Source organism: Nonomuraea sp. NPDC050310 (assembly GCF_040655795.1).
Taxonomy (GTDB): Bacteria; Actinomycetota; Actinomycetes; order Streptosporangiales; family Streptosporangiaceae; genus Nonomuraea.
Genome location: NZ_JBFAKP010000002.1, coordinates 158,772 through 179,199 on the forward strand (window position 1 = coordinate 158,772; position 20,428 = coordinate 179,199).

General features: G+C 65.1%; 15 protein-coding genes. 2 read left to right on the plus strand and 13 right to left on the minus strand.

Annotated elements, in window-relative coordinates:
- Positions 1-39 precede the first annotated feature (39 nt).
- The 12 genes from AB0I67_RS06870 to AB0I67_RS06925 all read right to left on the minus strand — a co-directional run bounded on the left by AB0I67_RS06870 (position 40) and on the right by AB0I67_RS06925 (position 9,503).
- Positions 40-1,179 (minus strand): site-specific integrase, encoded by a 1,140-nt coding sequence (locus AB0I67_RS06870; RefSeq protein WP_357918835.1) that lies wholly within the window; start codon positions 1,177-1,179, stop codon positions 40-42.
- On the minus strand, positions 1,176-1,394 hold the full coding sequence (locus AB0I67_RS06875; protein WP_357918837.1) for an excisionase family DNA-binding protein: 219 nt from the start codon (positions 1,392-1,394) through the stop codon (positions 1,176-1,178). Before AB0I67_RS06875 ends, AB0I67_RS06870 begins: the two co-directional genes overlap by 4 nt.
- A complete protein-coding gene (locus AB0I67_RS06880; RefSeq protein ID WP_357918840.1) occupies positions 1,391-2,962 on the minus strand; it encodes a replication initiator in 1,572 nt (523 codons plus the stop codon). The genes AB0I67_RS06875 and AB0I67_RS06880 overlap by 4 nt, the downstream gene beginning before the upstream one ends.
- Complete coding sequence (locus AB0I67_RS06885) at positions 2,959-4,377, minus strand: cell division protein FtsK (RefSeq protein WP_357918843.1); 1,419 nt, start codon at positions 4,375-4,377, stop codon at positions 2,959-2,961. Before AB0I67_RS06885 ends, AB0I67_RS06880 begins: the two co-directional genes overlap by 4 nt.
- 83 nt (positions 4,378-4,460) lie before the next feature.
- Positions 4,461-4,697, minus strand: a complete 237-nt coding sequence (locus AB0I67_RS06890) for a hypothetical protein (RefSeq protein ID WP_357918846.1) — start codon at positions 4,695-4,697, stop codon at positions 4,461-4,463.
- A complete protein-coding gene (locus tag AB0I67_RS06895) occupies positions 4,694-4,954 on the minus strand; it encodes a hypothetical protein (protein WP_357918849.1) in 261 nt (86 codons plus the stop codon). The genes AB0I67_RS06890 and AB0I67_RS06895 overlap by 4 nt, the downstream gene beginning before the upstream one ends.
- The gene (locus AB0I67_RS06900) at positions 4,951-5,355 is read right to left on the minus strand and encodes a plasmid replication, integration and excision activator (protein ID WP_357918852.1); all 405 of its coding nucleotides are present in this window, start codon (positions 5,353-5,355) and stop codon (positions 4,951-4,953) included. Before AB0I67_RS06900 ends, AB0I67_RS06895 begins: the two co-directional genes overlap by 4 nt.
- Positions 5,356-5,489: 134 nt before the next feature.
- Positions 5,490-6,314 carry an integrase gene (locus AB0I67_RS06905; protein WP_357918855.1) on the minus strand — a complete coding sequence of 275 codons (825 nt, stop codon included), beginning with the start codon at positions 6,312-6,314 and terminating at the stop codon, positions 5,490-5,492.
- Between the two features lie 2 nt (positions 6,315-6,316).
- A complete protein-coding gene (locus AB0I67_RS06910; protein ID WP_357918858.1) occupies positions 6,317-7,156 on the minus strand; it encodes a sigma-70 family RNA polymerase sigma factor in 840 nt (279 codons plus the stop codon).
- 397 nt (positions 7,157-7,553) lie between these two features.
- Positions 7,554-7,940, minus strand: coding sequence for an ATP-binding protein (locus AB0I67_RS06915; RefSeq protein ID WP_357918861.1), 387 nt, complete (start codon positions 7,938-7,940; stop codon positions 7,554-7,556).
- A 120-nt stretch (positions 7,941-8,060) separates the two neighbouring features.
- A complete protein-coding gene (locus tag AB0I67_RS06920; RefSeq protein WP_357918864.1) occupies positions 8,061-8,897 on the minus strand; it encodes a helix-turn-helix transcriptional regulator in 837 nt (278 codons plus the stop codon).
- A 183-nt stretch (positions 8,898-9,080) separates the two neighbouring features.
- Positions 9,081-9,503, minus strand: coding sequence for a hypothetical protein (locus tag AB0I67_RS06925; RefSeq protein ID WP_357918867.1), 423 nt, complete (start codon positions 9,501-9,503; stop codon positions 9,081-9,083).
- A gap of 356 nt (positions 9,504-9,859) precedes the next feature.
- Between AB0I67_RS06925 and AB0I67_RS06930 the strand changes: the two genes are divergently transcribed.
- Positions 9,860-10,066, plus strand: coding sequence for a hypothetical protein (locus tag AB0I67_RS06930; RefSeq protein ID WP_357918870.1), 207 nt, complete (start codon positions 9,860-9,862; stop codon positions 10,064-10,066).
- A gap of 42 nt (positions 10,067-10,108) precedes the next feature.
- On the opposite strand, the gene AB0I67_RS06935 is transcribed toward AB0I67_RS06930, so the two are convergent.
- On the minus strand, positions 10,109-11,050 hold the full coding sequence (locus AB0I67_RS06935) for a tyrosine-type recombinase/integrase (RefSeq protein WP_357918873.1): 942 nt from the start codon (positions 11,048-11,050) through the stop codon (positions 10,109-10,111).
- 1,133 nt (positions 11,051-12,183) lie between these two features.
- Between AB0I67_RS06935 and AB0I67_RS06940 the strand changes: the two genes are divergently transcribed.
- Positions 12,184-20,415, plus strand: a complete 8,232-nt coding sequence (locus AB0I67_RS06940) for a LamG-like jellyroll fold domain-containing protein (RefSeq protein ID WP_357918876.1) — start codon at positions 12,184-12,186, stop codon at positions 20,413-20,415.
- Positions 20,416-20,428: the final 13 nt, after the last annotated feature.

Genomic DNA, 20,428 nt, shown 5'->3' on the forward strand with positions numbered 1-20,428 from the left:
GCTTCTGTGTGTCTGGGAGGAATTCGGGAGGCGTGCCCGTCACGTGCCCGATCGGTTCCTCAGAACCCCGCGGGCAAGGTCGTCAAGCTTCCGCGCCACCTCGCGCTGACGCTCATCGGTGGAGTGCTGGTAGATCATCGCGGCGCGGGTGCTGGAGTGACCCATCCTCGCCATCAGCTCACGGATCGATGCCCCGGCGTTGGCGGCAAGGGTGTTTCCGGTGTGCCGGAGGTCGTGAAAATGAATCTTCGGTAGCCCGGCATCCTCCAGAGCCTTGGGCCACACGCGGCGGTTGAAGTTGCTGTTGCGGAGCGGACCATCGTCGGGCCCGACGAACACCAAGCCTTCATCGCCGTCCTGGGCGAAGTCCTTGAGGTGTGCTCGGAGCTCATCCACGATGAGGCCGGGAATCACCACGGTGCGCTTGCCGGCCTCTGATTTCGGGTCGGTGAAGACGAGCCCCTTCCCGGTGAGGTAGATGAGCTGACGTTCCACGCGGATGGTCTGCTCGTCGAGGTTCAGATCCCTCTTCTGAAGGCCGGCCAGCTCACTCCACCGGAGGCTCGCGAAGGTCCCCAGAAGAACCAGGGCGCGGTAGCGGTTGCCGATGGCGTCCACGAGCTTGTAGACCTGCCCGACTGTCAGGATCTTGCGTTCCGCGGACTTTTCCTGCCCGGCTCCCTTGATTCGGCACGGATTGCGCTTCAGGAGTTGATCGTCCACTGCTGTGGTGAAGATGGCCTTGAGCAGCCGGTACGCCTTGGCCGCGGTCACCGCACTGACTCCGGCGTCGAGGAGCTTCTTCCGCCAACGCCGAACGTGCGGCTCCTTGATCTCGTTCATGGCCTTCTCGCCGAAGGTGGGTACGAGATGTGTGCGCAGCAGGTAGCCGTACAACTCGATCGTGCGGGGGCGAAGGTTCGGCCGCTCGTTGATCCAGTCCTTGCCGTACTTGCCGAATTTGATCTTTCCGGCGTCGGGATCAATCCACTCACCTTCCAGGATCTCGGCCTCGGTTCTGGTCAGCCAGATCTCAGCGTCGGTCTTGGTGGCGAAGGTCTCAGGCGCCGGGCGGTCGACGCCATCCGGACCCGGATAGCGCGCTTGGTAGCGCCCGGACGGGAGTTGCCGTACACGGCCGAAGCGCCGCTTGGTCGCCTTCTTCTTCCTGACGGTCACGCGGCCCTCCTTCGGCGGGTGGTGATCGGATGGACGACGCCGGCGGCGATGAACGCCTCAAGCGCGGCTTCGGGGATACGCACCTTGCGGCCGACATGGACGAAAGTGATGCGGCGTTCCTCGATCAAGCGCCGAGGGAAACGGACGCTCGTGTTCAACCGCTCGGCGACCTCTTCGACGGTCAGCAACCGGCCCTGGGTGAGGTCTTGGGTCATGCCGCGCCCTCGTTTCTGCCCGTCGAGTGGCCTGCGGCTCTGGCTTCGAGGGCCAGGAGGCTGGCGCGGAACTGTTGTCGTCGGGCGATGCCTCTCATGAGTTGGGTTGCTCGGGGTGTTCGGGTTGGGTCGTTGGTGGAGACCGGGTGCCAGATGTAGCGGTGCGGGTCGTTGGCGGTCGGGTCGTCGAGGCCGAGGAGTTCCAGGGCCCAGGCGCGGCGGTCCTGCTTGTGGTCGCGGAGGGTTTTGTTGGACCACTTGCGGGAGACGAGGACGCGGCGGCCGGCGTAGCCGAGGTGTTCGGGGCGGTGGGCTTTGCCGCGGCAGTGGCCGGGGGTCATGCCGGGTTTGGGGTCCTTGGGTTGGATGCCGTAGCGGAGCCAGTTGGCGCAGGTGGGCGAGCAGGGTTCGTAGCGGAGGGCGTCGAGGAGGCGGGTGGTGTGGTCGTGGCGGGCCTGGTCGCTGTCGTTGAAGGGGTCGCCGAGGGATTTGGTGAGGTACTTGGTCAGGTAGCCGAGGGCGCGGTTGGCGGCGGGGGAGCCGGCCAGGACGCCTTGGACGTCAGCCTGATCGCCGAAGCGGACTACGTGTGATGGCTCGTCGAGCTGGTCGAGAGCCTGGTTCCAGGTGGAGAGGTATTCGCCGGTTTCGGGGTTGAAGTAGCCGTGTTCGTCCCAGGCGGGTTCGTAGTCGACGGGGTTGTCCGAGGGGGGCCACCAGACCTGGTGGTAGGTGGCGGTGGCGATCTGTTTCATCTCGGCGCGGGGCAGGGTGCCGCGGATGGCCATGTGGAGGTGTGGGGCCAGCCGCTTTTGGGGTTCGACGGTGGCGAAGTACTGGACGTCGTAACCGGCGACGCGGCGCAGGTTCTGGGTGAAGCGGTCGACGAGCTTGGAGAAGTGGATGGCGTCGCGGGCGGCGCGCCGGTAGTCGTAGGTGACCGGGTCGACGGGGGCGCCGTTGCGGATCTTGCCGTACGACGGGAGGGTCAGGGTGACGAACATCGAGGGGCGGTAGAGCTGGCCTTGCGGGCCGGTGAAGGTGCGGCCCAGGGTGGTCGGGCGGCGGGTTCGGCGGGGCAGGTCGGGGGCGTCCTGGCGACGGCGGGTGGTACGGGTGCGGCGTGCCGTACCTCGGTGGGAGGCCAGGGTGCCGCGCATGCCCGCTTGGGTGATCTCGGCGTCGATGGCGACCAGGGCGGCGGCCCAGTCGGCGGTTTCGGCTTCGGTGGTGGCCTGGTCGTGTCTGGCCTGGATGTCGGCGCGGAACTCGATTAGCCAGCGTTGTTCGTCGGTGGCTTCGGCGGGGTCGGCGGTGGGTTCGTGGTCGAGGTGCCAGCCCTCGCGGCATTGGGCCTTGCGGAGCTGCTGGTTGCGCTTGGCGCAGGGCGGGCACTTGGCCTCCTGCGTGGCGCCGCAGGGGAGGTCGAAGGGGATGATCTCGCCGGTGGTGGTGTCCTGGCGGCGGAGTTCGATAGGGCGGATGCAGACGCCGTTGTTCTTGGCGATCTCGATGGCGACGTCCAGGGCGAGAGGCATCGCCTGCCGTACGAGCCGGGGCAGGGTCACATGGCCTCCCGGAAGAGGGCGGTCATGGCGTTGATGTCGGCGTCGGAGACGTAGGCGGCTCGGGCACGGATGGGATCCGGGGAGGACTCCAGTCGGACGTAAGCCACGCCGGCGCCGAGGGCCGGGATCGGTGAGATGTGGTCGGCCAGCGCGCCCCGGTCGCGGGCACCGTCGCCCAAGACCATGTCGACCTGCTCTGACTCGTCGAGACGGAGGGCGATCTTGTCGGGGAAGAGGTTGCGGATGGTGATGACGTCCTTGCGCGGATCCTGGAGGGCGGCGAGGACACCGACGCCTACCGCGCGACCTTGGGTGGTGAGGGTGGCCAGGGCGGAGGAAATACGTTGCCGTAAGGCGCGGTCGGACTGGTAGGCGGTGAGGAACGCGATCTCGTCGACGACCACCAGGACGAACGGGTCGCGGGTGGTGGGGACGTGGTCGCGCTGCACTCCGGCGAAGCGGCCGGCGCGTTCGCGCATGACGGCTACGGCCTGGTCGAGGAGATCGGCGCAGTCGGCCGGGTTGGCGGCGTAGCGGTTGCCGAAGACAACGCGGCCGAAGGACAGTTCCATGAGCTTGGGGTCGAGAGCCCAGATCTCGGCGAGGCCGGAGAGCACGGCGGGGATGAGGCCGCGGATCGCCGACCAGAGGATCGAGCCCTTGCCCGCTCCGGTGGCGCCGGCGACCAGGACGTGGGTTCCGTGGAGCTTGAGGCGCCAGGGTCGACCGTCCTCAGTGCGTCCAATCTCGATGGGACCGACGGTGGGTTCGGCCGGGAAAGGTACGGCAGGCAGCGGTTCGGCGAGGGGGTCGTGACGCGGGAAGGTGAGGCGGAGGCGGCCGGCGCGTTCGACGCTGACGCGGCAGGACGGTGCGCCGAAGCCGTGGGCGAGGTGTTCGATGCGCTCGGACCAGTCCTTGGCGGCTTGGCCGTCGAGCATCTTCACGGTGACCACGTCGGCCCATGAGGTGCAGGTGACGCGGAGGAGGCGGGGCATGTAGTCGCGGCCTCGGAGGTGGCGGCCGAGGCCCGAGACGATCATGACCGGTTGCCAGTGGCGGCGGTAGATCCAGATGAGCCGCCACCAGGCGAGCAGACGGTGTCCGAACCACGGGAGGACCTGCCGCGGGTAGGCGACGGCCCAAGGGGTGATGAGGGCGACGGGTGTCGCCACGGCCATCGCGGCGAACTGCCAGCCGTACAGGCTGAAGAGGGTTCCGGGAGTGATCGTGATCGTTGCGGCGATGGGGTGTCGGATCAGGGCGCGGATGAGGCCGATGATCAGGCGAATGGCGAAGATGACGATGGTGACGATCGCCGGGGTCTGGACGATGGCCGGACGGAAGACGACCGCGGTGTCCGGGGTGGTCGAGACGATGCCGGAGACGGGATCACCAGGCAGTTTTCTGAGCATTAGGCTTGATGCCTTCCTTGATGTGAGAACCCAGGGGAGAACCGGGGCCGCCGGAAGTTGGCGCTTCTGGCGGCCCGCTTGGATCACGCGTGCTTGGCGTGGAGCTGTTCGCAGGCGGCGAGGTACTCGGCGGCGGTGCGGGCCAGGGCCTTCGCGAAGGCAAGGTCGTTGTCGGTGAGCGCGGCGTCTTCCTCGGTGGAGAACGAGACGATCGAGGAGCCGAAGGTGAGATCGAAGATCGGCGTACGACCGGCGTAGGTGTAGCAGCGGACTCGGGCGTTCTCTCCGGTCGAGAAGAAGTGGTGGCTGCGTCGGCTCATCCGCGGGCCTCCTCGGAGGCGGCGCGGAACATCTGCTCGACCGAGGCGGCGAAGGCCGCAGTCTCGGCCGCCAGTTCACGGGCGAAAGCGACGTCCGCCTTGGTGACGCGGTCGGTGAACGACGTCGTGATCAGGACCGACGTGGTGTCGAAGTCGAGGGACAGGACCGGGGTCCGACGCGGGTAGGGGTAGGACTTGGCGTTCGACGGGGCGCCCGCCTTCAGCGTGATCACCGAGACCGGCCGGGGGCGCTTCACGCGACATCCTTGGAGGAGTACGTGCGCGGGGCGCGGATGCCGGTGGCGCGGAGCGAGTAGGCGAGCCGGCCGGTGTTCATGGCGACGTACGGCGTGACCGTCATGCCGTCGAACTCGACCGGGACGATCATCGGGCCGGAGGCGGGCGCCGGCGGCACGATGGGCTGAGTGGGGGAGAGGATCTTCACGGCCACGGTCTTCTGGGAGAGCTTCACCGTGGGGTCGCCGTCCATGACCGCGACCTGCCAGACGAGTTCGCCGGTGGTCTTGTCCTTGGCGTAGACGACGCGGTCCTTGGTGGAGGCGTCGAAGTCCTTGACCTGCTCGACCTCGCTGACGAGGAAGCAGCCGTGCGGGAAGACCTGCTCGAAGTGGACGGGGATAGGACCTTGGATGGCCATGTGGCTCCTTCTGTGTACCCCCCTAGACATTGAGCGCTTGGTGCGTTCGAGGTCGGCGTCTAGGGGGCTATGCACTGAAGGTAGATCGGTGATTCAGAACTGTCTAGGGGGGTGGACGAAATTCTCTGGCTTCCCTAGAAGAACTTCCAGAACATGGCCGTAGCGTCGTCGAACGCCTTGCCACGAGGCCACCGCGCGCCGTCGAGGTCGCTGGTCTCGGCCTCGCGCACGAGCTTGATCAACTCGTCGGGCCCGGTGAGCGCTAGCAGCCCGAGCGCTTCTCTCCAACTCGCCAGCGCGAAGCGGTCGACCAGTCGGGATGCCCCGTCACTGAGCAGCGCCGCGGCCTTGACCGTGTCTGCCGGAACGCTTCCCGTCAGCGCTTGATCAGCGGCCAGCGGATCAACCGCAGCCACCCAGAACCCGCCGTCCCTGTTGCGGTGATCCCGAAGGGTCTCCACGTACGCCCGGTGCGCGGCTACGTGTTCGGGCGTGCCGGCGGCAAGCGCGTCCATGGCTTTCCGGTACGGCTCGCCTACCAGAGCCTCACGCTCGTCGCAGATGATCATCGGCTCGTCGGTGCCGACGACGTCGAGCAACAGGACCGAGTCAGCAAGGACCAGCCACTCCACGGCGCTTGCCGTACGGCGGAGCATGACCACCGTCGCGGATGGAGAGCCGGGGTGGGTGAGGTCGCAGGTCGAGTCATGCAGTGAGGCGACGGCCTTGATCCCATCAGCCAGGACCTCCGTCAACGAGGTGTCCTCGTCGCGACTCATCCCCGCGAGGAGAGCCGAGCCGAGTGCCTGCACGAACCACGGCACGCCGTGCGAGCACCCGGCATCCGAGCCGACCGGCGTACCGACCCCGTCGAGCAGCACCGCGGCGTTGGGCGTCGCGCCCGCGAAGTCCTCGTTCGGCCGGCCTGGAGCTGCTTCGGTGGCGAAGGCGAGGCGCACGGTCAACTCTCCTCGTGGCGGTAGAGCGGGCTGGCCAGTTCTGCCCGGACGGGTTCCCCGGTCGCCGGGTCGTACTCCACGCCGATGACGGTGGAGAACCGCTCTTCGCCGACCTGACCCCAGAGGGTCGCGATTTCGGAGGTGAGCAGGTCGACGACACCAAGGGTCCCCTGCGGGTGGATGCCGGTGAACACCAGCACGTTGCCCTGCCCGTCGGGCCGGGGGAGCCGGCCAAGATACGCGTAGTCGACCGGGCGGGCCGGGTCGGAGTCCTCTCCCGATCGATACACCTCGCCGGTACGGCTGTCGCGCAACGTCCACGCGCCGTCCTTGACCCACTCGATCACCGGGTCGGACTCGTACAGCGCGCCCATCACGGGCGAGAGCTTCGGCCCGCAGATCACGATGAGGTTCGGGCGGTTGAGGTCGATCTCCCCGCCGAGCGGGACGTGTTCGAGGTTGGCGGCCATGCCGAAGCCGCGCGCCAGGTCCTCCAGCCGCTTGGCCGCGGTGACGTCCTCGATGGCGACCACGGGACGGGCGTTGTTCGCCTCCCGCTTGAGCGGAGTCGCCAGCGTGATCGTCCCAGCGCCGAGGAACGCGCCCTCGGGTGCTGGCCCCGTGTGCTTGATCTGGTGAATGCGCCCGCGCGACAGCCCCGCTTGCTGGGCGATCTGGGCATAGGAGATGCCTTGGGCGTGCAGCTCTTGGATCACCCGGCGACGGAGCCTCGCCAGCTCGGTGACCTCCAGTTGTGCCGCGCTCAGTCGCTCGGTGGCTTGGCGGATCAGCAGGTATGGATCGTCGATGGAGGCGATGCGCTCAAGCTCGCTGGGTGGCACGGTGGTTCCCTTTCCGTGGTGCTCCACCGAGTCTAGGCCCCTAGACGATTCGCCGTCGATCCCTCTAGACAGTACGGATTTGAGGGCTTCCCCGGTCACCCCGCTTACCGCCTTGATTGCCGATCGCCGTTTTGGGACGCCGCGCGTCAACGCGCCCTGCCGTTAAGCAGGTCTGTCCACAGGCTGTGGGCTTCCGCCCTGAAGAGCCGCGCGGACTCTGCCTCAGGGGCACTTCGGTACAAGAAGTACAGACCGGCCGCACTCCGGAGTTCGTAGAACGTGGCCTGACAGTCACACGTCCACTGGACCACCCGAACGCGTTCGTCCCTACGCGGTTCGCCCCACTCGATCGCTTCGTAGTTCGGATCAGCGGCCGGCACATGCACCGCGTAGCACGTCATGACCCGCTCACCAGAGCCAGAGGTGACACTTCCAGGACCGCCCACACCGTCCGGCCGTAGTCATCGCCGGCTACGCCCCACTTCGCGGACAGCTCCGACACGATCGCCAGCCCTCGCCCTCCCGGCTCCGTGGTGCAGAGCGGGAACAGCATCGGCCGACGCGGCCCGCCCTCATCCCGCACCTCCGCCCGGAGCGAGGAGCCGACGACTTCCAGGGTGACGACGAACCTGCCGCCAGGCCGTCCGCTTTGGCTGTGGCGGATGGCGTTGGTGGCCAGTTCGCTCACGATCAGGATGGCGTCGTCGAGCGTGGGCCAGGCGCCGAGGAAGGCCGAGACGAAGCGGCGGGCTTCGAGGATGGAGATGGTGGAGCCGAGGAACATGCGAGATACGCGCCAAGGAGGCATGGACGTCTCCGATGTCTAGGGGGCTATACATCCATGGCAGCAGCGTATGAGTGTCGCGGGGCTTGACTCAAGTTATCTCACTTATAAATAAGTGAATCAGTCGATGTTCTTCAACTGCCGAAAGTCCGCGGCGACCCGGCCGAGCAGCTCCCGCATCTCGTCCCCGAAGATCGCCACACCCTCGAAGGCCCGGAAGGTCTCCAGGTGGACCCGGACATCATCGGCGTCCGTGACGGACGCTTCCGAGGTCAGCATCTCGACAACACTCGCCTTCTCATCGAAGATCGTGAACCCGTGCAGGGGGAGTCGCGGCACTTGAACCGCCCACGGCACCACCCCGAGCCGCACGGTAGGCAGGGTGGAGAGTTGCACGAGCCGATCAAGTTGAGCGTCAACCACAGAGACAGGCCCAGGCCACGTTCGTACGGCGCCCTCGGTGAGCACGAAGGAGAACTCCCGCCCTTCCTCGAAGAGCACGGCCTGCCCTTCGACGCGGATAGCAGCCGCCCGAGAGATGGCATCCTCTTGGCCAGCTCCACCAAGACGAAGGGCCAGCCGTGCGTACTCCGCCGTCTGAAGCAGAGCGGGAATCATCGCCGGCTGAAACGAGTCGACTCGACTCGCGGCACGCACCCGTGCCACATCAGCTTCCTCACGGCCGGCCAACCCACCCTTGAGTCGTGGGATCTCCTCACGAAGACGCTCAAGCAGGTTATCCAACTCACCCCGCGAAGCATCCGACAGCGACAGCCCCTCAACTAGCCGCTCAACCGTCTCGGGCAGCGGCAGCAGTTGCCCGGTCTCAATCTGAGAGATCGTCGGCTGCGTAACCCCAGCGCGCGCGGCCAGCTCCTTGCCTGTGAGTCCTACGCTCTTGCGAAGACGCCGAACCAGAGCGCCTAGCGCCCGCAGCCGCTCCCGACGATCGTCCACATTCAGCGTTCTACCATCCCTCAGACCGCGTCCTCAGTTGTGGAAGCGGATCACTGCCGAATTGTTCTTGTAGGGATCAAGGGCGGCGCTCCGCACCGCCACGCGGCCCGAGCTTGCGGCCCGCACGCTGCGCGTGCGGCCTGGAGGCCGTTCTCGCGCACGGTCCGCCACTCGGGCCGCGACCTACTGGAAGGCTGCCAAGATGTCCATGGTCGAGTCGTCACGCTTGCTGGCCATGAGGTAAACGACTTCGCCCTCCCAATCGGTGGACACGCCGTCGAGGCCATCAACGCATATGACGCACTGCTCATCGTGCGGCTCGTCGATCCGGCTCCACCCCTTGACTAGGAACTTCTGGAAGATCTGTTCACTATCCATCCGTACACTCGCCGTGAATGAGATAAAGCCACCGGACCCAGAGTCGCAGTCATTCCCCTCTTCGAGAGTGACGGCAACAGCCTCGGGGAGAAGCCCCGACACGATCTCCTTGAGATCTCTGATGTCCGCGTTGGCCGCTGCCTCGCATCCGGGCCAACAACCAGTCATCAACACGGATAAGACGAGTCCTGCCGCGAGAGCAGCACCAGTCCTTGCAAGCCTGTCCATCGGATGACCTACTCCTTAAGGTTTCCGGCTAGCGCGGCAGCGGTACAGGCACTACACCTCCGGCGGGGGTACTCCGGCTCCAGGATGATCGCCGTGCTGAGTCTGGGGTCCGTAGAGGGCTGAGGTGGAAGCCTGATCATGCCGTCCGCCATCGTCCCGGGACAAGCCGAGCAGCCCAGGGCCATGGGGCCAAGGTCGTTCGTCCGGTGGGGCGCTCCACCTTGTCCCCATGGCCCTGGCCCGCTTCCCCTTCGGGCGGGACGACGGCAGAAGGCATGATCAGGCGGGTGGGGTGCGTGCGGCGCGCTTCTGCCTGGACAATGCCATCTGTGGAAGTCGTCCGAGTCTCCGCTGACATGATCACCGTAGACCTCAGCCCGGACGATGCTCTCGCCATCAACAACGCCCTCAACGAGGTATGCAACGGCATCCACCTTGATGAGTGGGACTTCCATACCCGCATGGGTGTCGAGCGTGATCACGCCCGCGCTGTGCTGCGGGTAATCAACGACTCTCTCAATCAGATGAAAGATCAGCGCTTGGCCGAGGGCAAGGAGTGGTAGGACCGCAGGTCACCACTTGATCGCCGTGCCATTAACATGCCATTAGCGCTTCTTCTTGATCTTCCCCTTCCGCTCGGCCTTGACCCGCGCACTCAGCGCGTCGGCGATCTTCTGGTCTGCGTCTCGGGTGGCGTGCTGATAGATCAGCGCCGCCCGGTCGCTGTCGCGGCCCATCCGAGCCTTGAGGTCCGCGATGCTCGCTCCGGATTGAGCCGCGAGGGTGTTGCCCGTGTGGCGGAGATCATGGAAGTGCAGTCCTTGGATCCCCATTTCGTTGAGCGCTTCCGCCCATTTGGCTTCCCTCCTGAAGTTGCCGCCCCGGAGGAAGGCGCCGCGCTTGCCGAGAAAGACGAAGGCGTCCTCCGCCTCGTCGACATACGCGGCAAGATGGTCAGCCAACGCCGGGACGATGACGGACGGGATGGCGATCGTGCGCCGGCCTGCGCGCGACTTGGGCGGGCCGAGCTGCATGATGCCGCCGTCGAGTTCGAGGAGTTGCTCCCGCACGCTGACCGTGCGCGCGGTGAGGTCGAGGCTTCGCCGGCGCAGCGCGATCACTTCACCCCACCGCAGGCTCGCGAAGGTCGTCAGGAGGATCAGCGCCTTGAACCTCTTGTCCGCCATCCGGTCGGCCAGCTCGAAGACCTGAGCGAGAGTGAGGATGGGGCGCTCCGGGGTGTGCTCGTTGTCGGCGCCCTTGATACGGCACGGGTTTCTCATGATGATCTTGTCTTCCTCGACAGCGGTCATCAGTACGGCCCGCAGCAGCCTGTATGCCTTGGCCGCAACCGACACGGACACACCGGCCTTCAGCATGTCGGCTCGCCAAGCGCGAATCATCGGCGTCGACAGCTTGCCCACCGCCACGCCACCCAGGCCCGGCACGATGTGACGGTTGAGCAGCCACATGTAGCCCTCGATCGTCTTGGGCCGGAGGCCGGGACGCTGGCTGATCCACGTACGGGCGTAGTCGCTGAGCAGCACCTTCCCGTAAGCCGGGTCCGTCGCCGGTGATGATCTGAGATTCGATCAAGGTGAGCGCGCGGTCGGCGTCGGTCTTCGTCGCGTAGGTCGTCTCCCCGGTCCTGATTTGACCCGACAGGTGATCTACGGCGGAGACGAGTTGCGACCCTCGTAGGGGGGCGAGGAGCCGAGAGCAGCGTGGAGAACTTGCTGCGGACAGCAGCCCCTTTGCCTGCAGGCATAGGAACGTCCGCCACCAGGTCCCGATGCTTCGCGGCGCCGGCGATTGTCGGCGTGAACGCAGAATCCGCCGGACTGTCGCCGCGCTGACCCGCACACCGAGCCGCATCCGTTCGCGGTGGACCCGCCGGTACCCCCGCCTGGGATTCTCCTGGGCCAGACGAAGGACCAGGTCTCAGACCTCTTTGCCTGTTCCGGGACGGCCGGTACGGTGGGGTAGAGCCATGCGCGTCTGATCAAACGATGATGCCAGGCCAACAAGGCGCCCGGGGCGACCAGCTGATGAGCCCGCAGCATCGACGGCAAGAAGCGGGCCAAGGCCGCGAGAAGCGCCTTACCGGCCCAGTCCGGCTTCGGCCGCACAACCTGACGCTTCAACACCACCACCTCGTGGCGGAGCACCATGATCTCGACATCCTTGGGCGCCTGGCTACGCCCCATCAACGCCAGCCAACCAAGCACCCGGATCAAGGTTAGATATAGCAGACGAATCTACACGGCCCGCGATCTTGCCTGCGCGGCGCCTGGAGGTCAAAACCGCAGATCAAGCACCACACCAGGAGTTTGAAGCGCTATAGCTCCCAGCCCAAGGATCACGCAACGCCACCACCGATTGCCGGCCAGGGCCGATTTCTAGACAACCCCTCACTGCACGGGATACCGCCACGCCCGAATTGATCACTCTCTGTATGGGGAAATGCATGTTTTCCTCCTAGATAAGATCGTGATAAAGATCCATCTTGACGTCCAGTGTCGGATTTGTGATCTTTGGTCTGTTTGATCACATACCGCGCACTCGGTGCTCGCCGAGAGCTTGCTTTCGGCATGGAGTGTGGGTGCGCATGCGCCGTACGTCGTCATGGCTTCGTTCTGGTCACGTAGTGGCTGCGGCGTCCTTGATTCTGATTCAGCTCGTGGCATTGCCCACTCGTGCCGAGGCGCAGATCGGGTCACGAGTCGAGGAGAGGTCTGCCGAAGTTTCCGGACCGGTGGACACGCCGAAGCAGCAGGCGGGCTCGGCCAAGGGATTGCCCCCTTTAGTAGGCACGGAGCAGACCCAGCCAGCGGCTGCCAAAGGACAGGGCAAGAGCGGCGGCGTTCAGGTTTCGGCGCCTGCTGGAGCTGTCGCTGAAGAGCAGCGCAGTGCGTTGGCACGTGACGTGGCGGCTGCGGCCACGTACGACTGTTCGACCATCCGGCAGTGGCAGCCAGACGTGATCTACAGCACTGGCCAGTGGGTCCAATACCAAGGCTTCGTCTACCGGCGCAACCAGATGTATCCGGGCGATTACACCACCACCCCAGGCGGCACCTACTGGGACGGCGTCGGCGCGTGTGCGGCCCCAACGCCGACTCCGACCCCTACGCCGCAATATCCCCCGACGCTTACGGCCGCCTTTCCTCTGAACGGCATGCTGATCAACTCGCGGACCCCGCTGTTCGGAGGCAGCGCCTACAGCAACATGGGCTCCTCCTCTCTGACCTATTCCTTCAAAGTTTGTACGAACCAGGCTCTGTCGACGGGCTGTGTGTCCTCGGGAAGCCTGGGGTCGAACATCAGAACCTGGCGAGTGCCGACGGGAAGCGCGCTGGCCTGGAGCACTCAGTACTGGTGGCGGGTCACCGTCGTAGAGCCGTCCAACGGGATGTCGACCTACTGGGATAGCTCCTTCACCACAGGTGTGCGGCAGCCAGCGGTCAACTCACAGTTCGCCAGCTCAACCGGAGGCCTGCCGTTCGAACCGTCAACCGGCAACTTCACCACGACCGCTACTGACGCGGTTGTTGCGACAGCAGGCCCCTCGCTGTCGGTCGTGCGGTCATACAACAGCCTCGACCCCCGCCGCAGCGGCACGTTCGGTGCCGGATGGACCTCGCGCTGGGACATGAAGATCGTCGCAGACGACTGGGCCGACACCTCCGACACGACGAAGCCGACCCGGCTGACGGTGACTTATCCCGACGGCCGTCAGGTGCGCTTCGCTCCGAACGCTGACGGTACCTTCCAGCCGCCTCCTGGCACCTACGCGACGCTCACGAAGATCGAAAATCCGGACCTGGCCGGCTGGCGGCTGACCGACAAGGCGGGCACCTCTTACTTCTTCGACCTCTCCGGCCGCCTGACGAAGATCGCCGACCTGCGGGGCCGTACACAGACTCTCACCTACAACGGCGACGGCAAGCTGTCCACGGCGACCGCCTCGGGCGGTCGGTCGCTGACCTTCACCTGGACCGGCGGGCACGTGACCCAGGTTTCCACGAACGAGGCGAACGGCGCGCCGCTCACCTGGACGTACACCTACGAGGGCGACAAGCTCATCAGCGTGTGCGCCCCTGTGGCCGATACCTGCACCACCTACGCCTACACGAGCGGCTCGCAGTACCTCAGCGCGGTGCGAAACTCCGACCCCATCGGCTATTGGCGCCTCGGCGAGGCCTCCGGCACCAAGGCCAAGGACTCCGGCTGGGGGGCGGGTGACGCGAGCCTGACCGGGGTGACGCTCGGACAGGCGGGAGCCGTTGAATCGAGCCCCGACAAGGCCGCGAAGCTCTCCGGAGCGGGGACCATCTCCCTGCCCGACCACGCGATCGCCCAACTCGCCGGCTCCGCCTCGATCGAGACGTGGTTCAAGACCTCTGCAGCCGGTGTGATCATGGCAGCAGGGACCGACAACGGCAGCGACCCCGCCCGCTCTCTGGTCTACGTGGGTTCGGACGGCAAGCTACGCGGCCAATTCCGCCCCACCACCGGCACGTCAGCGATCGCCCCGATCACCTCCACGGCCGCAGTCAACGACGGCCAATGGCACCACGTCGTGCTCACCCTGTCGGGCACAACGCAGCAGATGTTCCTGGACGGCCAGAGCGTCGGTACGGCGACAGGCTCAGGCTTCGGCGGCTGGCCGGTGGGCGCCCAGATGGGTAATGGCAAGCTGGAGGGCGGTAAGTGGCCAGGTGGGCCGGCAAGCACGGCAAATCTGCCGCTGAACGGATTCCTGGACGAGGTCGCCCTCTACGACCGGCCCCTGTCGGCCGATGACGTCGCGATCCACTTCGCCGCACGTGGGGCCGCGCCGCACCTCATGTCGAAGATCACGCTGCCGTCCGGCCGCGTCGGGATGGAGGCGACCTACGACCCGGCGACCGACCGAGTCAAGACACTCACGACGGCCCACGGCGGCGCCTGGCAGCTCGGGGCGCCCACGGTCAACGCCAGCACCGGCATTGCCACCGTGACCGTGACCGACCCGGCCACGAACACCCTCGGTTTCGAGTTCGACTCCTGGCGCGGCGACCGGCTCGTATCGCAGACAGATCAGCTCGGCAAGAAGACCGCGTACGCCTATGACACGGGCGGTTTCCTCTCCAAGGTCACTGATCCGAATAACAATGCCGTCCAGCGCACCTACGACAAGCGCGGCAACGTGCTCACCACGACCACCTGCCGGTCCACGACGAGCAATTGCCAGACCTCGCGGTCGGAGTATTACCTCAACACCTCCGACCAGCTCGACCCGCGCAACGATCGCCTGGTCAAGAGCCGGGACGCGCGCTCGGCATCGGCCACCGACAACACTTACGCCTCGACTGTTGAATACACGGCCTTCGGCGAGGTGTTGAAGGAGACCACTCCGGCCACCGCTGACTTCCCGGCCGGCCGTTCCGTCGGCTACGCCTATACCGACGGCACTGAGGCAGCCGTCGGCGGCGGCGTCACCCCCGCCGGGCTGCTGAAGACCAAGACCGACCCGCGCGGCAATGAGTGGACCTACCGTTACACCGCTGCCGGCGACCTCGCCGAGCAGACCGACCCCGAGGGCTTGGTCACCAAGCTCGCCTATGACGAGATCGGACGGCTGGCTGCTTCGACCCAGGTTTCGGACGCGCATCCGAACGGCGTCACGACCAGCTTCACCTACGACAAGCTGGGTCGGATCCTCACCCAGACCAGTCCCGGGATCAAGAACGAGATCAGCGACGTCACGCACACCGCGAAGACCACCTTCACTTACGACGCGGACGGTAACAAGCTCACCGCCACTCTCGCCGACACGACCGGCTCTGACCCCGACCGGGTGACGACCTACACCTATGACACCAGCGGACGCCTCGACACCGTCACCGGCCCCGAAGGCGGCCAGGTCACCCAGACCTACAACACGCTGGGCCAGGTGGTCACCACGAAGGACGCCCGCGGCACTGTCCTGCAGTACGGCTACAGCAAGCGCGGCGAGAAGATCACCACCACGCTGAAGGGCTGGACCGGCAGCCCGGTCGCTCCGCAGGCGGCGCAAGACGTCGTGGTGGAAGCCCTCGCCTACGACCCCGCCGGACGGCTCGCCTCCCGCGTCGACGCCATGGGGCGGAAAACCTCCCTCACCTACTACACCGACAATCTGCCGTGGCAGACCATCGCCGACGACGTCAAACTCAACGGCTCAACCACCGCCCGGGACGTGGTGCTGGAGGAGAACACCTACGACGCGGCGGGCCACCGTACCAAGCAGGTCACCGGAGGCGGCCGCCTGACCGCCAGCGCTGTGTACGACGCAGCCTCCCGGGTGACCTCGCAGAACATCGACCCCGCAGGCGTGAACAGGACCACGACCTTCACTTACGACGCCGCTGACAACGTGCTCAAGACGGCTCTGTCCGCCGGCGGAACCACCAGAGTCGAGACTCGCGAGTACGCCTACACCAAGACCGGACAGATCAACCGCGAGACCGTCGAGAACGGTGCCGAGGACATCGTCACCACACGAACATTCGACGACCGTGGCCTGCCCGTCAGTGTCACCGACCCACGCGGCAATGTCGCCGGCGCGGATGCCGCCGCCTACACCACCACGATGCGTTATGACGCGGCCGGACGCCTGGTCGAAGTCATCGCACCGCAGGTCGCCGTCGAGAAGGAGGGCGCGACCACCCTTAAGCGGCCATCGGCCCTAATGGGCTTCAACACCGCCGGCGAGCAGACCCACCAGACCGACGCTGAAGGTCGCACCACCACGACCACCTTCAACAAGGCCGGGCAGCCGACCAAGATCACTGCGCCGTCCTACACTCCCCCGGACACTACCGGCCGCGTCGGCGGCGAAGTCGGCTGGTGGAAGGCGGACGAAGGCAGCGGCACGGTTCTCAACGACTCCTCCGGAGGTAACCACCCGGCCACTCTGGTTGGCCCCACCACCCGGGTAGACGGCCGCACTGGCGGAGCCGTCGCCTACACCACGGGTACGCACGCAATGACCTCCGGGCCAGTGATCCACACCAACCGCAGCTACACAGTGTCCGCCTGGGTGAAACTGGCTCGGGATGACCACCACGCCGCCGTCGTCGGCCAGGACGGAACCGTCAACTCGGCCTTCAAGCTGGTCTTCTCGCCTAACGACAAGAAATGGCGGATGCTCACGTATTCGGCCGACGTCAGCGGGGACCCCGGCGTAAAGATCGTCTCGAGCAATCTGGCCAAACTGAACCAGTGGACCCACCTCACCGGGGTATACGACGCGGAGCAGAGCAAGATCCGCCTCTACGAAGACGGCGTTCTGGCCGCCGAAGGCGCCTACACCAGCACCTGGGATGCAACCGGCAGCTTCCTCATCGGGCGCACCAAGTACGACAGCGGCTACCAGCACTCCTTCCAGGGCGCCATCGACGACGTCCAGGCATGGGACCGCGTCCTGACCGCAGCGGAGATCGCTTCCGTCGCAGGGGTATCCGGCTCGCCCACCCCAGACGCACCGATCACGCCTACCGTGAAGAACGAGTACAACAGTGCGGGCCAGGTGACGAAGACCACAGACCCGCGTGGCTTCGTGCGCAGCATCGAATACGACCAACTCGGCCGTCCTGTCCGCGTCACCGACCCTGCGCCTCAGAACGAAGCCCCCGGCCGCTGGGTCACCGAGTACGACCTGCTTGGCGAGAAGCTCGCGACCGTCGACCCGCTCGGCGCCCGCACCGAGGCCACCTACGACGACTTGGGCCGCCAGATCACCGCAACCGTAATCGAGCGCAAGCCGACCACGGCCGCCTACACCACCAAGCTCGAGTACTACGACAGCGGCCAGCTCTCCAAGAGCATCGCCCCCGGCAACCGCACCACTACCTTCACCGTCAATGCGGCAGGCGAAATCACCGCCGTCACCGATCCCGAGAACCACACCACCACTAGCACTTACGACCTTGCTGGCCGAGTGGTGAAGGCGACCGACCCGCTGGGCAACGCCACCCAGACCGACTACGACCTGGCCGGCCGCGCCGTCGCCGTCAGAAACCTCGGATCCACCGGCACCATCCTGCGGACAGGTACCGTCGACTACGACGCGGCTGGCAACGCGACCAGCACCACCTCTGGGGAGGGCAACACCACACGCCAGTCTTTCGACGCTTTGGGCCGCGTCACCTCCCTGATCGAACCGATCACGGACACCAAGTCGATCACCACCACCTTCGGCTACGACGCAGCCAGCGCTCCCACCCGCCTCACCGACGCCCGCGACAACACCACCTGGACCACCTACAACTCTCTCGGCCTGCCCGAGTCGGTCATCGAGCCCTCCACTACGGCCCACCCTGACCCCTCCGACCGCACCTGGACCACCAGCTACGACGCCGCTGCCAACCCGGTCAGCATCCTGCAGCCCGGCGGCGTGCGCACCACCCGTGTCTTTGACCATCTCGGCCGCCTCACCTCCGAAGAAGGCGAAGGCGGTGGCGCGGTCACGGCCTCCCGCGCCTTCGGTTACGACGCCGTAGGCCGCCCGACCAGGCTGGGCGACCTCAGTGCGGACTACAACGACCGCGGTCTCCTCACCAGAATCTCCCACGGCACGGTTCAGCAATCGGCCTTTGTCTATGACGAGCTTGGTCGCACCATCCAACGGGAGGATGCCTCGGGCTCCTCCATCTTCACCTGGGACAACGCAAGCCGCCTCAAGACGGCCACCGATCCGGTATCCGGCCGGACCCTCACCTACGGCTGGGACGAGGCGAACCGACTACGTACTTTGGCCTCGGCCAGCGACAGCCAGATCTTCGACTACGACGCCCAAGACCGCTTGATCAGCCATCAGGTAAAGAGCGTCGGTGGGACAGAGCTCGCAAAGATCACCTACGGCTGGGACAAGGACGACAACCTCACCGCGAAGACCACCACAGGCATAGCCGGAGCCGGAGCTAACACCTACGCCTACGACAAGGCCGGTCGTCTGACCTCGTGGACGGCTCCGGACGGATCCGCCACACCCTACGAGTGGGATGACGCCGGCAACCGGACTAAGGCAGGCAGCAGCACCTTTACCTACGACGCGCGCAACCGCCTGACCTCAGGAGGGGGAACTGACTACACATACACCCCCCGAGGAACGCTCGCTAGCCAGATGAAGGACGGTCAGACCACTGCGCTGGCCTTCGACGCCTTCGACCGGCTCATCGCCGATGGAGACAGCCTCTACAGCTACGACGCCCTCGACCGGGTGACAAAGCGCACCAGGGGTACGGCTCAGCAGGTCTTCTCCTATCTCGGCGTGTCGAACTCGCTATCCGCGTTGTCTTCTAGCGAAGGGCCCGTGGCGAAGTATGGCCGCGATGCCATTGGCAACATCATGAGCCTGCAGGAGGGCGCCGCATCTGCGGTAACAACAATTACTGACCTTCACAACGATGTTGTCGCTACTTTCAACACTAGCGGGTTGACGAGCTCGACTATGTTCAGCCCCTTCGGTGAGATATTGCAGCAGACAGGAGTAAAAGCCAGCCTCGGCTATCAAGGGTCATACACCGATCCGGATACTGGGAAAGTCAACATGCACGCACGTTGGTATGCACCTGAACTGGGTGCGTTCACTAGTCGCGACAGCATGTCCCTCGACCCAAGCCCTAGCGTCCAGGCCAACCGGTACGCATATGCAAACGCTGGGCCAATGACAGGCATCGATCCGACCGGCCACAATCGGGTAGCGGTCGGGGCTGGAGCTGTGAAACCGCTTGGCGCAACGGGCGGGCACGGGTCGATTGATTATTCATCTGCTGCCACGGGCGGCGGTATTTCTGCTGGCTGTCAGTACGCAATGTGTATAGGCGGAGGCGGAGGTTGGGATAGGCATCCTGTAGGAATGGCTGCTCACTGCCCTTGTGAGAGTTCTGGGCCCTACCTGTCGGATGAAGAGGCTAAACGGATTGATTATATGCCAAATGGACGGCCGGCGCCAAAGGGCTACTGGGATAATCCCAAAGCAGGTAAGTCCTACATGGCAATGTACGATCCGACCGCCCCCGACGCTGCATTGGCGAATCTTTGGAAAATCCTCACCCACAAGGGCAGCTCAAATGGTAAGGGCGTAAGGTCCTCCGCCCCTCCCGCCGAAGACAGGCCCAACAAAGGTTATAAGGTCTGGTGGAATGGGAAAGAGATTACATTCCCCTCAAAGGCCGCTGCGAAGAAATATATACAAGGGATGGCTGACTCTGGAAAAATAAATACCGGAGGTGCCGGGTATTGGTACTGGTCCCTGGACGCGGAAGAGAAGCTTCAGAAAGACATTTGTAGCAAGAACCCGACTTGGTGTCAGCCTGCCGACACTACTCGCTGGGTTCAGGAAGCATCCGTCCGGATGGCCCTCGGCGCCATTGGAATCCACGGCGTTGACACTCTCTTGTATAATGGGGACGTCGGTCTCGGCATGCAGCCTAAAAACGCAAGAGGAGGAATTTATCTGATTGTCGATCCAGATGGAGAAATATTAAAGGTCGGTAAAGCTTTCACGTTCTCTGTACGTGTTAACAACTATCAAACGAAAGGCCCCTATCGAGACCTAAATAAGCCCGGCGGTCATCGCATGATGATTCTCTGGCGCACGGGTGATTCAAACGTTGATGATGGTGGAGAGCACATCATGTATCATGCGCTTAAGAACGCTGCGCACCTGGAGTTGCCGCACAACCGCAATGAGCCACTCTCTGATCCTTCTAAGCTTAAGAAGGGGGCAGATGTGACCGAGGACTACGCTCATTCGCGAGAGCGTGCTCTCAAAGCTGCATATAGATTCTTCATGAAATACAACTATCCGATTGTGGGTACTGGCACTCCACAGCTCGGCATCAAAATGCAGATCGCTGGACAGACTATCTATCGGCGATAGGCGTTCGCCTGTC

Coding starts and splice junctions, on each gene's coding strand:
- AB0I67_RS06875 (WP_357918837.1), bottom strand. CDS start 1,394: ATGACCCAAGACCTCACCCAGGGCCGGTTGCTGACCGTCGAAGAGGTC.
- AB0I67_RS06885 (WP_357918843.1), bottom strand. CDS start 4,377: ATGCTCAGAAAACTGCCTGGTGATCCCGTCTCCGGCATCGTCTCGACC.
- AB0I67_RS06890 (WP_357918846.1), bottom strand. CDS start 4,697: ATGAGCCGACGCAGCCACCACTTCTTCTCGACCGGAGAGAACGCCCGA.
- AB0I67_RS06900 (WP_357918852.1), bottom strand. CDS start 5,355: ATGGCCATCCAAGGTCCTATCCCCGTCCACTTCGAGCAGGTCTTCCCG.
- AB0I67_RS06915 (WP_357918861.1), bottom strand. CDS start 7,940: ATGTTCCTCGGCTCCACCATCTCCATCCTCGAAGCCCGCCGCTTCGTC.
- AB0I67_RS06925 (WP_357918867.1), bottom strand. CDS start 9,503: ATGGACAGGCTTGCAAGGACTGGTGCTGCTCTCGCGGCAGGACTCGTC.
- AB0I67_RS06930 (WP_357918870.1), top strand. CDS start 9,860: ATGATCACCGTAGACCTCAGCCCGGACGATGCTCTCGCCATCAACAAC.